Source organism: Candidatus Pelagibacter sp. HIMB123, assembly GCF_052048195.1.
Lineage (GTDB): Bacteria > Pseudomonadota > Alphaproteobacteria > Pelagibacterales > Pelagibacteraceae > Pelagibacter.
On the sequence record NZ_JBNAIL010000008.1, the window covers coordinates 1 to 12,985 of the forward strand.

Annotated in this window: 13 protein-coding genes; 8 read left to right on the plus strand and 5 right to left on the minus strand. The window is 27.4% G+C overall.

Going from position 1 to position 12,985, the window contains the following annotated elements; all coding sequences use genetic code 11:
- Both ACTTBL_RS02130 and ACTTBL_RS02135 read right to left on the minus strand, forming a co-directional pair.
- The coding region (locus ACTTBL_RS02130) for a hypothetical protein (RefSeq protein ID WP_440643403.1) at nt 1-261 on the minus strand (261 nt) is incomplete at its 3' end.
- Nucleotides 254-1,765 carry a hypothetical protein gene (locus ACTTBL_RS02135; RefSeq protein ID WP_440643404.1) on the minus strand — a complete coding sequence of 504 codons (1,512 nt, stop codon included), beginning with the start codon at nt 1,763-1,765 and terminating at the stop codon, nt 254-256. The genes ACTTBL_RS02130 and ACTTBL_RS02135, both read right to left, overlap by 8 nt.
- Nucleotides 1,766-1,793: 28 nt before the next feature.
- Here ACTTBL_RS02135 and ACTTBL_RS02140 point away from each other — a divergent pair, with 28 nt between their 5' ends.
- Both ACTTBL_RS02140 and ACTTBL_RS02145 read left to right on the plus strand, forming a co-directional pair.
- Complete coding sequence (locus tag ACTTBL_RS02140; RefSeq protein WP_440643405.1) at nt 1,794-2,768, plus strand: NAD-dependent epimerase/dehydratase family protein; 975 nt, start codon at nt 1,794-1,796, stop codon at nt 2,766-2,768.
- Nucleotides 2,769-4,217 (plus strand): glycosyltransferase, encoded by a 1,449-nt coding sequence (locus ACTTBL_RS02145; RefSeq protein ID WP_440643406.1) that lies wholly within the window; start codon nt 2,769-2,771, stop codon nt 4,215-4,217. It begins immediately after the preceding gene.
- Here ACTTBL_RS02145 and ACTTBL_RS02150 read toward each other — a convergent pair.
- Nucleotides 4,214-5,287: a glycosyltransferase gene (locus ACTTBL_RS02150; protein WP_440643407.1), complete on the minus strand. Its 1,074-nt coding sequence runs from the start codon at nt 5,285-5,287 to the stop codon at nt 4,214-4,216. The two genes, ACTTBL_RS02145 and ACTTBL_RS02150, sit on opposite strands and share 4 nt — an antisense overlap.
- Entirely contained in the window at nt 5,271-6,503 is a 1,233-nt protein-coding gene (locus ACTTBL_RS02155; protein WP_440643408.1) for a hypothetical protein, read from the minus strand. The genes ACTTBL_RS02150 and ACTTBL_RS02155 overlap by 17 nt, the downstream gene beginning before the upstream one ends.
- 130 nt (nt 6,504-6,633) lie before the next feature.
- Between ACTTBL_RS02155 and thyX the strand changes: the two genes are divergently transcribed.
- A complete protein-coding gene (gene thyX, locus ACTTBL_RS02160) occupies nt 6,634-7,581 on the plus strand; it encodes an FAD-dependent thymidylate synthase (RefSeq protein WP_440643409.1) in 948 nt (315 codons plus the stop codon).
- Here the strand turns inward: thyX and ACTTBL_RS02165 are convergent.
- Nucleotides 7,562-8,386: an Mrp/NBP35 family ATP-binding protein gene (locus ACTTBL_RS02165; RefSeq protein WP_440643410.1), complete on the minus strand. Its 825-nt coding sequence runs from the start codon at nt 8,384-8,386 to the stop codon at nt 7,562-7,564. The genes thyX and ACTTBL_RS02165 overlap by 20 nt on opposite strands.
- Before the next feature lie 51 nt (nt 8,387-8,437).
- Here ACTTBL_RS02165 and hflK point away from each other — a divergent pair, with 51 nt between their 5' ends.
- The 5 genes from hflK to miaA are packed head-to-tail and all read left to right on the plus strand — an operon-like array spanning nt 8,438 to nt 12,933.
- The gene (gene hflK, locus ACTTBL_RS02170; protein ID WP_075535910.1) at nt 8,438-9,538 is read left to right on the plus strand and encodes an FtsH protease activity modulator HflK; all 1,101 of its coding nucleotides are present in this window, start codon (nt 8,438-8,440) and stop codon (nt 9,536-9,538) included.
- A 1-nt stretch (nt 9,539) separates the two neighbouring features.
- Nucleotides 9,540-10,412 carry a protease modulator HflC gene (hflC, locus tag ACTTBL_RS02175; RefSeq protein WP_440643411.1) on the plus strand — a complete coding sequence of 291 codons (873 nt, stop codon included), beginning with the start codon at nt 9,540-9,542 and terminating at the stop codon, nt 10,410-10,412.
- Between the two features lie 7 nt (nt 10,413-10,419).
- A complete protein-coding gene (locus tag ACTTBL_RS02180; protein ID WP_440643412.1) occupies nt 10,420-10,605 on the plus strand; it encodes a DUF2065 domain-containing protein in 186 nt (61 codons plus the stop codon).
- Nucleotide 10,606: 1 nt separating this feature from the next.
- Entirely contained in the window at nt 10,607-12,022 is a 1,416-nt protein-coding gene (locus tag ACTTBL_RS02185) for a Do family serine endopeptidase (protein WP_440643413.1), read from the plus strand.
- Between the two features lie 2 nt (nt 12,023-12,024).
- Nucleotides 12,025-12,933 (plus strand): tRNA (adenosine(37)-N6)-dimethylallyltransferase MiaA, encoded by a 909-nt coding sequence (gene miaA / locus ACTTBL_RS02190; RefSeq protein WP_440643414.1) that lies wholly within the window; start codon nt 12,025-12,027, stop codon nt 12,931-12,933.
- Nucleotides 12,934-12,985 lie beyond the last annotated feature (52 nt).

Consider the following 12,985-nt stretch of genomic DNA (forward strand, 5'->3'; position numbering starts at 1 on the left):
CCATAAAGGAAGATAATTAACGTAGCAAATTTCACTATTTTTTTTTGTGAAATATATTTTCCAGAGATAAATAACTCCCATATAAGGATAAACAAATCTCTCAAAAAAAATACTTTTATTTGTTTTTTTTGGGCTATTAATAATAAAATTTAAATTTGTATTAAATAATTTAAGATCCTTTAAAAATTTATTGGCTATAATTCCTTCACCTTTATTTTTACTTAAGTCACAACACCATATAAATATATTTTTTTTAGACATTAAGTTTTTTCAAATTACCAGCTAGAACTGTGTATGCTGAAAGTAACATTATTAAATCAACTCCATATACACCATATGAGTTTTCAACTAGACCTCGGAATAATAAAAATAATATTATAGATATTGAACTTATTAAAACATAGTTATTTTCAAGGTTCAAATGATGGCGATATTTTATTGTTTTAAGTATTTGCATAAGAATAAATAAATTTAGAATTACAAAAATAAAAAAACTTAAAAAACCTCCACAAATTAAAGAATATATAAAAATATTTGATGCATGAGAACCAAATGGACCCATCACAGACTTTGCCATACTGTTGGGTTCAATTTTTTTTAAATTCATTAAATGTCTATCTGATTGAGGGCCAAACCCAAAAAAATATTTTAAATTTCCATCAGCATTATCTATGATTGGTTCATATTTAATAACTATTAATTTTTTTTTCATTTGATCGTTAAGATTTCCATTAAAATAAATTTGTAATAATAAATCCCAAGCCTCTATTCTGTTATTACTAAATGATGAAATTTTTTCAAAGAGACTAAGTTCTTTACCTGGGATATATTCTCCTTTTGTGGTTTTTAATAAAAAATCATTTCTAATAAAATTTATTTTATCTTCATCTTCTAATAAGACTTCAGTTTTAATATCTAATTTATTTATTAAATAATTTTTTAAGATAGGGTAAGACGAAAATAATAAAACAGGAATGATGATTGAAAATAAAATAAATTTTGATCTTAGTTTGTAATTATTAAATTTAAAAAAAATATTAATAGCTATCAAAGAAACAGCAAAAAATATAACTGTTGTTCTAGATTGTAAAATCAATATGATAAAAGCCAAGAAACTAATTACAAACAAAACAATATAATTTTTTTTTTGTTTATAAAAATTCACTAAGTAAAAAAAAGAAAAAAAATAAAAAGATATTAGTGCCATTCTAGATATTCCAGTAGATCTTGGGAAATATTCACCACCTAATTGACCAACAAATACTTTACTATGGTAAAGCAAGTTATAAGAAAGAATGTTTTGTTTAAGTGCTAAAAATGAAAAAATTATAGAAATAATGAAAATAAATAAGATATTAAAAATAAAAATTATATTTACTAAATTAAAATTTTTATTTTCTAAAATGACTTTGAAATAAATTATCAATGAGAACAGACAAACTACCCAATAATGTTCATAATTACTCACATTTGAAAAAAATAGTCCTATAATTTGAAATATTCCGTATAAAAATAAGCCTAAAAAAAACAAATCATTTTTAATATTGAGGTTAATTAAAAAATAATTGTGCTTAAAAATAAATAGAAAAAGAATTACGTAAGGTAAAATAGCCCTTGTAAAATTTAAATAAAAATTTAATCCAGTTTCACTTATTTCATAAATATTTAAATATTTAGAACCAGTATTTATTGATAACCAAAAAAGAATTAAGAGCAATACAAATATAATGTCTTTTTTATTTATTTTTAAAAAATTATTAAACATGTCTTAATTTTATACTATAAATAATGATATGAGAAAAAAAATACTTATTGCTGGTGGAGGTGGATTTATAGGAGGTCATTTAGCAAATTTCTATCATAAAAAAGGTTACGATATTACATCGATTGACCTTAAAAAAAAAAGTTTATGGTTTCAATTAAATCCTAAAATAAAAAATATTAAAGCAGATTGTAGAGATCCTATAGTTTGCGATAGAATTACTAAGGGCAAAGATTATATTTTTAATTTAGCTTGTGATATGGGTGGAATGGGATTTATTGAATATAATAAAGCTTTGTGCATGCTTTCTTCAGTAATAAATATTAATCTATTGAAATCATCAAAAAAAAATAAAATAAAAAAATTTTTTTATTCATCATCTGCTTGTGTTTATCCTTCTTATAGGCAAAAAAGTTATAATCAACCTCAACTAAAAGAGACAGATGCCTATCCAGCTGATCCGGAAGATGGATATGGATGGGAAAAATTATTTAATGAGAGAATGTGTAAGCATTTTTATGAGGATTTTGGCTTAGAAACAAGAGTAGCAAGATATCATAATGTTTATGGTGAGTATGGAAGTTGGCAAGATGGAAGAGAAAAAGCACCAGCAGCTATTGCGAGAAAGTTTGTAGAGTCGATTCATAAAAAAAAAAATCAAATAGATATTTGGGGTGATGGTAAACAAATTAGAAGTTTTTTGTACATAGATGACTGCATTAGAGGAACAGATTTACTCTTTAATAGCAAATATCGAAATCCAATAAACATTGGACACGATAAGCACATAACTATAAATCAATTAGTTACAGTTCTTGAAAAAATAACTGGGCACAAGGTAAGACGTACTTATGACAAATCAAAGCCAAAAGGAGTCAACTCAAGATCAAGTAATAATACACTTGTTAGAAAGATTTTGAATTGGTCTCCAAAAATATCAATAGAAAAGGGTATGAGTAGATTATATCAATTTGTTAAATCCGAATATTACAAAAAAAAATACTAAATGGAGAATAAAAAAAGAGAATTAATTTCAATTATAATTCCTTTTTATAATCAAGACGTTTATTTTGATAGCTGTGTAGAGTCGGCATTATCTCAGACATATACTAATACCGAAATAATTATAGTGAATGATGGTAGTGATAAGGTTTTTGAGGATAAATTAAAAAAATTACAATCAAAATATCCTGACAAAATTAAATTACTTACACAAGAAAATAAAGGAGTTGGAGCTGCAAGAAATTTAGGGATCGAAAATTCTAAAGGAGAATACATTGCTTTCCTTGACTCCGATGATTATTGGTTACCAAACAAATTAGAACATCAGATGACTATTCTAAAAAAAAACAAAATTAATTTTATTCATAATTCTTATTTAATTGTGAATGATGAAAATAGATTTATTGGTAAATTTATAAGTAATACATTGAGTTATAAAGAATTAATTAGATCTTGCGACATAGGTCTTTCTACAGTTCTGGTTAAATCAGATTTAATTAAGAAACATTTGTTTTCAACAATAAGTACCAAAGAAGACTTCGTATGTTGGTTAAGTATAGTTAAAGAAATTAATTCACTTTATGGAGACCAAAAAGAAGTTATGATTTATAGAGATAAAAAGAATTCATTATCATCAAGTATAAAAGTAAAATTTATAAATGCATTTAAAGTTTATTATAAGTATGAAAATTTCAATATAATTTTTTCACTTATCTATACACTCAACCTATCAATAAATTGGATTTTCAAAACTTATAAAATTATCTTTAAAAACCCTGATCAAATAAATTTTAAATATTTATCTAATATTAATAATCTCAAATTTGAAGAGTCTTATATTTTATCGGCACTGAATATGGCATCATTATCCAATATTAATTTATTTTATTTACATAGTGCAAAATTTATTTTTTGGATTGATGGATACTGTGCAAAATTTATTGTAAAAATGTTTAATAAAGTTCCAGGTAGAAAATTAATACAAGATTTAAAATTAACAGAAGATGTTAAAAAAATATATTTATGTGGAAACAATAGCAAACTTCAAATTAATTTTCTAAAAAATAAATTTAATTCTGAAATAGATTTTATAGAAGTACCATTTTTTAAAGAATTAAATGAAATCAATAAATTTAAAGTAACTGTTGATGATAGATCTCTGGTGATAATAAATATTTCAACGCCAAAACAAGAAATCTTAGCATTAAACATTTTAAATAATAATAAAAATAAAAAAATTTTTCTTTTATGTTTGGGGGGAGGAATATCAATGGTAACAGGTGAAGAAAAAATTGTTCCTGAAATTTTAGAAAAAATTAATTTAGAATGGCTATGGAGACTTAGAAGCAATACATGGTTTAGGTTAAAAAGATTAGTTAACACCTCGATTATATTTCTATTTAAAATTATATTTGGATATTTCGATAAAACAAATTTTAAAAATATTGATTAGATTTTATTAATAAAATCAGATGTTATTTTTTTTATAGAATATTTTTTTTGATAAAATTGACTGTTAGGTTTATTAATTTTTTTCGCAGAAATATTTTTTAAAATTAATTCTGAAAATATCTTAGGATTGTTTGCAATATGGATTTTACTAAAATGATTATTTAAATCTAATCCTAATATAGCTGTTTTGCTCGCAATAATAGTTTTGCCAAAAACTAATGCAGAAATCATTTTAACTTGTGAACCAAAAGCAGTTTTCATGGGATTTACAAAAAGGGATGCACCTTTTAGATAACTGTAAAATTCTTTTTTCGAGACAAAACCAATATTTTCTAAATAACTTTCTTTATATGGAATTTTTCTACTACCTGAGACAACAAGTTTTATAGTTGTATTTTTTTTAATCACTAAAGGCATTATCTTTTTTATTAAAATATCCAAAGCTTCTTTGTTTGGTAAATAGTCTATTGATCCACAAAAAAATATATATTCATATTTTAATTTTTTTTTCTGGACTTTTTCAATATCAGGAAAATTTATTCCATTTGGCAGCAATAAAGATTTTGATCCATAAATCTCCTTGATTTTTTTTTTATCCATATTTGATACAGCAGTAAAAATATCAAATTTTTTAGATATATATTTTTCAAAATGCTTAGTTAATATTGAAATTAAAAATCCATTCTTTTTTTTTCTTAACAAAAACTCAATATTATGTGAATGATAAATAAATTTTGAATTTTTAAGTTTTTTTTTTACAAGCAGGTAAAATAAGACCGTATATCCAATCCAGCTAGCACCTTCTAATATTATGACTGAATTATTTTTATTTTTACATAATTGCTCAGTAATCTTAGCCATTTTAAAAATCTTAAGAACCTTATCTATTTTTGATTTAGCTATAATGGTTTTGACGCTCTTCTCCTTTTGTCGAATATTAGAAAGTTGAATTAATCTTTTATTTTTTGATGGAATGTTTTTAAAAAAATTATATGAAACTTCTGATGCTCCAGAATATGGGTTTGTAACCCTAAAAAAATTAATTAATACAAAATTATATTTTTTTTTCATTCAAATATAGAAAAAACCCAACAGGTAAATATAAAATTATATTTACCCAGTTATTAAAAAAATCTCCTGATGGTATTGGTAATAAATTTAATAATAAAATTATATAAATATAACTTTTTGACTCAGCCTCAATACTATTGAAATTTTCAAAAAGAAAAATTTTAATTGATTTAATCATCAAAAAAACAAAAGTTGAAAGAAATACTAAATATGAAAAAATGCCAAGTTCAGCAATCACTTGAGCATGATAATTATGTGGATGCCATCCATTTGTAACATATAATTTGTAATTTTTTGCTCCCAATCCTAAAAATGTATTTTCTTTAAGAATACCAATCACATTTATTATTTGATCTTGATGAAATTTTGAGAAAAAGAAAATTCCTTCATCATAACCACCTTTGATTGAGCCACTATCGTTATAGCCAGGAAATAAAAGTCCACTAGAATAAAATACACTTTTTATCTTTTCATATAGATCAGGATTATAAAATAGTGTCAATGCTGTTAAAATAATAATACCAAATGAGAAGATTTTTTTAGATTTAATTAAAAAACTTGATTTAAATAATATTAAAATAAACAAACAAATTGCAATAAATATCGAAACTCTTTCTGTCGTAAGCAGTATTAGAATAAATAATATAATCATTAATACTGTGCTATAATAGGGTAATCTATAATTAAATTTTTCTTTAATCATTAAAATTGAAAATAAAAATATTGGTAAAAGTTTAGCAAGAAAACTACCAAGTTTTTTTTCCTCACCCATAAAGCTTGTAACGTAAGGAAGTCCAGTTTGATAAGTTTGAAGCTCAAATAATATTAAATTTTTACCAAAAAAATATTGGATATATCCATCAAAAATAATAATTAGAAAAGTAAGAAAAAAAACTATACTAAAATTTATTTTAAAATTTTTAAAATTTACTAATACATAGTATAAAAAAATCGAAAAAACCCCGTATCTAATATATCCAATTGAGTATTTAAATGATTGTAAATGTTCTGAGAATAATGAACTTAAATTAATCAGTATGAAAAAAATAATAAATATTTTAAAAAAATTATTTTTGTAGTAATTAAAAAGTTTTAGTCTGAAAGTGTCTATTAAGAAGAGAATTGAGCATATAACAACTATTAAATCAGGTAAAAATGGACCAGTTATTAATGCCAAAGGCAATAAATAAATTAATTTGTGGTAATAGGAAATCATTTCAAATAATGAAATTTAATTAGTCAAATTTGGTAACTCATAAATTTACTTATTTAGATAGTTTAAATTAAAAATATTGTAATATAATAAAACCGACGACTCATAAATATTTTAAATATATATACAAAATATGAAATTAACAAAGGAACAATTAGAAGAAATAAAAAACCAGCAATCTCAAAATAATCAAACAAAAAGAGTTACTTCACCTGAGCTAGAAAGAATTCTTTATGAAGCAATACCCGCATTAGATCATGGTTTTGTTAGAGTAGTTGATTATATGGGTGATGATAGCTCAATTGTACAGTCAGCAAGAGTGTCCTACGGAAAAGGAACAAAACAGGTTTCAACTGATAAAGGTTTAATAAAGTATTTAATGAGACATTGGCATAGCACACCTTTTGAAATGTGTGAAATAAAATACCACATTAAGCTTCCAATATTTATTGCCCGTCAATGGATAAGACATAGAACAGCTAATGTAAATGAATACTCCGCAAGATATTCAATTTTAGATAAAGAATTTTATTTACCTTCGCAACAAAATCTAGCTGCTCAATCTACTAGCAACAGACAAGGAAGAGGTGATGTGTTAGAAGGTAAACAGGCAGAAGAAGTTTTAAAACTTTTAAAAAGTGATGCTGAAAGAACTTATGATAATTATGAAACAATGCTTAATGAAAAATTTGATGGCACAACAATAGATGAAAGCAAAAAGGGACTAGCAAGAGAGCTTGCTAGAATGAATTTAACTTTAAATACATATACTCAATGGTATTGGAAAACTGATCTTTTAAATTTAATGAATTTTTTAAGATTACGAGCTGATAGTCACGCTCAATACGAAATAAGAGTTTATGCTGATATAATGTTAGAAACTTTAAAGAAGTGGGTTCCAACAACCTACGAGGCTTTCATGGATTATAGAGTTGGAGGCACCGAGGTTTCTGCAAAAGGAAAATTAATTATTCAAAAACTTATCAAAGGTGAAAATGTGGATGTTGAAAGTTCTGGACTGTCTAAAAGAGAGTGGAATGAATTAATGACTGCTTTTGATCTTATAGATAAGTTGATTTAATTTTTTCAGCAAAATTTAAATATATTTTAGAAATTTCATGCTCAGGGTTTGCCTCTACAATTGGCTTTCCTTCATCTCCAGTTTTACCAACTTCAGGATTAATTGGAATGTCACCCAAAAATTCTTTTTGGAATTCTTCAGCAGTTTTTCTAACTCCACCTTCTCCAAAAATTTTATATCTTTTTCCGTCGTCTCCTATAAAATAGCTCATGTTATCAACTAAACCCAAAATCTTAACTCCAAGTTTATCAAACATTTTAATTCCTCTCTTAACATCCAAAAGGGCTACTTCTTGAGGTGTACTTACAATTATTGCACCATCCATTTTTATTTCTTGTGAAAATGTAAGTTGAGTGTCACCAGTTCCTGGAGGCATATCAACGATAATAAAATCTAAATCTTTCCAATTTACTTTCTGAGTAAAAGTTTTAATTGCACTTGTTACCATCGGCCCACGCCATATCATTGGTGTTTGTTGATCAGCTAAAAAACCAATTGACATACATTGAATGTCATATTTTGTAATTGGATCTAATTTTTGACCATCACTTTTTGGTTTTTCATTAATATCAAACATTTTAGGAATTGATGGACCATAAATATCTGCATCTAAAAGACCAACTTTGCATCCAATTTTTTTCAAAGCTAAAGCAAGATTCGTTGCAAAAGTAGATTTTCCAACACCACCTTTTGCACTAGAGATTGCAATTGTAAACTTAGTTCCAAGAATAGGGTTTTTAGTGAATTTTTTAGGCTCTAGCTTACTTTTCATTGCGGCACTAAGTTCAGGTTTTTTATCGGTCATAAAAGCATCATTACTTGTTTTTTGCAATAAAGACACTATATACTTTCGCATATGTCAGACGATTTTAAAGGTCAAAGTCCTTGGGGAGCACCTCCTGGTGGAGGGGGCAGTGGGAATGGATCAGGTAGAGGTCCGACACCACCAAACGTCGACGAATTAATTAGAGATCTTCAAGATAAAATTAAAAGATTTTTACCTGGTGGAAAAACTTCAGGAGGAAAATCAATAAGTCTAATTTTATTAGTTTTAGTTTTTGTATGGTTAGCCAGTGGACTTTATAGAGTATTACCTGATGAACAGGGTGTTGTATTAAGATTTGGTAAGTTTGTAAAAACTACACAGCCTGGTTTGAACTATCATATACCTTTTCCTGTTGAGACTGTTCAAACACCGAAAGTCACCAAAGTTAATAGAATGGATATAGGATTTAGATCTGAGAGAGACAGTGGTTTTTCTACAGGTGGTGGTGTTGCTGATGTTCCACAGGAAAGCTTAATGTTAACTGGAGATGAAAATATTGTTAATATAGATTTTTCAGTATTCTGGGTAATTAAAGATGCAGGTAATTTTTTATTTAAAATTCAAGATCCAGAAGGCACAGTTAAAGCAGCTGCCGAAACTGCAATGAGAGAAGTGATAGCAAAAAGTGATATTCAACCAATTTTAACTGAAGGAAGATCTAAAATTGAGCTTGAAACTCAAGAAATTATTCAAACAATTTTAGATGATTACGAAAGTGGAATCCAAATAACTCAAGTGCAAACCCAAAAAGCCGATCCGCCTGATCAAGTAATTGATGCATTTAGAGATGTACAGGCTGCAAGAGCAGACATGGAAAGATCTAAAAATGAAGCTGAAGCTTATGCTAACGATGTAATTCCAAGAGCACGAGGGGAAGCGCAAAAAATTTTACAAGCAGCTGAAGCATATAAAAAAGAGGTTGTTGCAAAAGCTGAGGGTGAAGCAAGCAGATTTATAGCAATTTACAATGAGTATAAAAATGCGAAAGCAGTTACTCAAGAGAGAATGTATCTAGAAACTATGGAAAAAGTTTTAGCTGATATAGATAAAGTAATTATAGAAAAAAATGCGGGTTCAGGAGTAGTTCCATATTTACCTTTACCTGAATTGAAAAAGAAAGCGACAAATTAAGATGAAAGCTGGAAAAATATTAGCAGGAGTATTAGTTGCAATTGGTGTTGTAGCTTTTCTATCAGTAATTATAGTTAAAGAGGTTAACCAAGCAATTATTCTTCAATTTGGTGATCCAAAAAGAATTATAATGAAGCCGGGATTAAACTTTAAAATTCCTTTCATTCAAAATGTTGTTTATTTAGATAAAAGAATTTTAAACTTAGATGCTCCACCAGAAGAGGTTATTGCATCAGATCAAAAACGTTTAATAGTAGATGCATTTGCAAGGTTTCAAATTATTGATCCATTAAAGTTTTATATTTCAGTTGGAAATGAAAGAGTTGCTAGATCAAGATTATCTACAATTATAAATTCAAGAATTAGAAATGTATTAGGTCAAGAAGAATTACAAACATTGTTATCTAAAGATAGGTCTAAGCAAATGGCTTTAATTAAAGAAGGTGTAAACAATGAAGCTCAAAACTTTGGAATTAATATTGTAGACGTAAGAATTAAAAGAGCAGATCTTCCTCAAGCTAACAGTGATGCGATTTATAGAAGAATGCAGACTGAAAGGGAGAGAGAAGCAAAAGAATTTAGAGCAAAAGGTGCTGAGATGGCTGTTACAATTACATCAACTGCAGATAAAGAAGTTACTGTAATCTTGGCAGATGCTCAAAAGCAATCTGAGATTATGAAAGGTGAAGGTGACGGAGAAAGAAATAAAATATTTGCTGATGCCTTTGGCCAAGATCCAGAATTCTTTGCTTTCTACAGAGCTATGCAAGCATATGAAAAAGCTCTTATTGGTGGTGAAACATCTTTAATTCTATCACCTGATAGTGAATTTTTTAAATTTTTTGGAAATATAAAACCTGAAATCCAGCAATAATTCTTAAATGCGTGAGCTAGTTATAGCTTTTGGACTTTTCTTATTTATTGAGGGAATTTTATACGCCTTATTTCCAGCAAAAATGAAAAGTATGTTGAAAAAATTAGAACTTGTTAAAGATAGTCAGCTTAGATCAGGTGGACTTATTTTTGCGGTAACAGGTTTTATAATTATTTATTACATTAAGAGCTAATATGAATAACATTAAACTTATATTCTTAACCCTAGTTATATCATTTAGCTTTTCGTTAAATGTAAACTCTAAACCAGTTCCTGCTTCTTTTGCAGATCTTGCTGAAAAATTAATGCCATCTGTAGTGAATATTTCTACAACAACAACCGTCGTAACCAATACTAATCCTTTTCCTTTTCAATTTCCTCCGGGCTCTCCTTTTGAGGATATGTTTAAAGAATTTGGAACACCTCAGGAAAGACAATCAGCTGCTTTAGGTTCTGGGTTTATAATAGACGAGAAAGGAATTGTAGTAACGAATAATCACGTTATCCAAGATGCTGATGACATTATTGTTAGGGTAAATGGTGACCAAGAATTTAAAGCTAAGGTTCTAGGTGCTGACCCATTAATGGATATTGCTGTTTTACAATTAGAAACAGATGAAAAGTTTATTCCGGTTGCATTTGGTAACTCTGATAAAGCAAGAATTGGAGATTGGGTTTTAGCAATTGGAAATCCGTTTGGTTTAGGTGGAACTGTAACTGCAGGAATTATTTCAGCAAGAAATCGATCAATTGGTTTATCAAGATATGAGGATTTTATTCAAACAGATGCATCTATTAATTCTGGAAATTCTGGTGGGCCCTTGTTTGATATGGAAGGAAATGTAATTGGAATTAATACAGCAATTCTTGGACGTAATGGTTCTATTGGAATTGGATTTTCTATACCATCCAATAGTGCACAAATCGTAATTAAACAATTAATTGAATTTGGTGAAACAAAAAGAGGATGGTTAGGAGTTAGAATTCAAGATGTAACAAAAGAAATTGCTGAAGTTGAAAAATTAGATAAAGCAAGAGGGGCATTGGTTGCTAGTGTTGCAGAAAATAGTCCTTCAGAAAAAGCAGGAATACAAGCTGGTGATATTATTTTAGAATTTAATGGAGAGAAAATTAATCAAATGAAAGAACTTCCAGCGATTGTTGCACGTACAGAAGTTGGAAAAAAGGTTGAGGTTAAAATTTGGAGAGACAAAAAAGAGATCATTAAAGATGTTATTCTAGGAAGATTAGAAACTTCAGATGATTTCAAAATAAGCAAAAATCAAGAAACCGAAAAACAAAATAATGAAGAAATAATTGAAAGTTTAAGAATTGCAGTAAGACAATTAACTAAAGAAGATATTAAAAATAGAAATTTACCAAATCAAACTACCGGACTTGTGATAACAAAAATTGCAAACAACAGCCCTGTGGCAAATTCAATAGAGCTCAACAATATTATTATTGAGGCTCAGAAGAAAAAAATTAGATCAGCAGATGATTTAAGAAAAATTACAAATGAAGTTCTTAATTCAAATCAAAAGACAGTTTTACTCGCAATCTATAATAATCAAAATCAAAGACGATACATTGGTGTTAAGCTAGACTGATCATGGATTTAAAATCCAAGATCATATTAATCTCAGGTCCTACAGCTTCAGGTAAATCAAGTTTTGCTATTAAGTTTGCAAAAAAAATTAATGGAGAGATTATTAATGCAGATAGTATGCAAGTATACAAACAGCTTAAAATTTTATCAGCTAGACCGGATCTAAAAAAATACCAGAAAATAAAACATCATTTGTATGGTTTTCATAATGTTACAAAAAACTTCTCTACAGGTGATTGGCTGAAGTTAGTGATTAAAAAAATTAGCGAAGTTCAAAAAAGAAAAAAAATACCAATTCTTGTTGGAGGCACGGGTTTATACTTTAAAGCTTTGACTGATGGTTTAGTTAAAATACCTAATATTTCATTAAAATTAAGAAACGAAATCAGAGATTTGCAAAAAAAACTAGGACAAAAGAAGTTTTATGAAAAATTATTAAAATTAGATCCATCTTCAAGAGGCAAAATAAACCCTACAGATACTCAAAGATCTATCAGAGCCTATGAAGTAAAAAAGTTTACAAGAAAATCTCTACATGAGTGGTTTAAAAACACAAAATCAAACTTCGCGGAAGATGATTTCTTTAAAGTTTACATTGATTATCCTAGACAAGAACTAATTGAGCGTATCAATTTAAGAACAAGTGAGATGATAGAAAATGGAGCAATAAAAGAAGTAAAAGATTTCATAAAGCTAAGGGTTAAAAAAGATAAAACTGCCAATAAGGCTATTGGAGTTAATGAAATTAGAGAATATTTAAAAAAACAAAAAGATTTGAATGATACTAAAGAAAAAATAGCCATAAAAACTAGACAATACGCCAAAAGACAAAGCACTTGGGCTAGAGGTAATATGATGAGCTGGATGAAACTAAAGCCACAAGACATAAATAAATTTTTGAAAAAAATTTAAAATTTTCATTCTTAAACTTGACCAATGAGCACAACTTCAGCTAGATTGCCTA

Excerpts from the sequence above, each read along its gene's own strand:
- thyX (WP_440643409.1), top strand. The coding sequence starts at position 6,634 with ATGAAATTAACAAAGGAACAATTAGAAGAAATAAAAAACCAGCAATCT.
- ACTTBL_RS02155 (WP_440643408.1), bottom strand. The coding sequence starts at position 6,503 with ATGATTTCCTATTACCACAAATTAATTTATTTATTGCCTTTGGCATTA.
- ACTTBL_RS02165 (WP_440643410.1), bottom strand. The coding sequence starts at position 8,386 with ATGACCGATAAAAAACCTGAACTTAGTGCCGCAATGAAAAGTAAGCTA.
- miaA (WP_440643414.1), top strand. The coding sequence starts at position 12,025 with ATGGATTTAAAATCCAAGATCATATTAATCTCAGGTCCTACAGCTTCA.
- ACTTBL_RS02135 (WP_440643404.1), bottom strand. The coding sequence starts at position 1,765 with ATGTTTAATAATTTTTTAAAAATAAATAAAAAAGACATTATATTTGTA.
- hflK (WP_075535910.1), top strand. The coding sequence starts at position 8,438 with ATGTCAGACGATTTTAAAGGTCAAAGTCCTTGGGGAGCACCTCCTGGT.
- ACTTBL_RS02140 (WP_440643405.1), top strand. The coding sequence starts at position 1,794 with ATGAGAAAAAAAATACTTATTGCTGGTGGAGGTGGATTTATAGGAGGT.
- hflC (WP_440643411.1), top strand. The coding sequence starts at position 9,540 with ATGAAAGCTGGAAAAATATTAGCAGGAGTATTAGTTGCAATTGGTGTT.
- ACTTBL_RS02180 (WP_440643412.1), top strand. The coding sequence starts at position 10,420 with ATGCGTGAGCTAGTTATAGCTTTTGGACTTTTCTTATTTATTGAGGGA.
- ACTTBL_RS02185 (WP_440643413.1), top strand. The coding sequence starts at position 10,607 with ATGAATAACATTAAACTTATATTCTTAACCCTAGTTATATCATTTAGC.
- ACTTBL_RS02150 (WP_440643407.1), bottom strand. The coding sequence starts at position 5,287 with ATGAAAAAAAAATATAATTTTGTATTAATTAATTTTTTTAGGGTTACA.
- ACTTBL_RS02145 (WP_440643406.1), top strand. The coding sequence starts at position 2,769 with ATGGAGAATAAAAAAAGAGAATTAATTTCAATTATAATTCCTTTTTAT.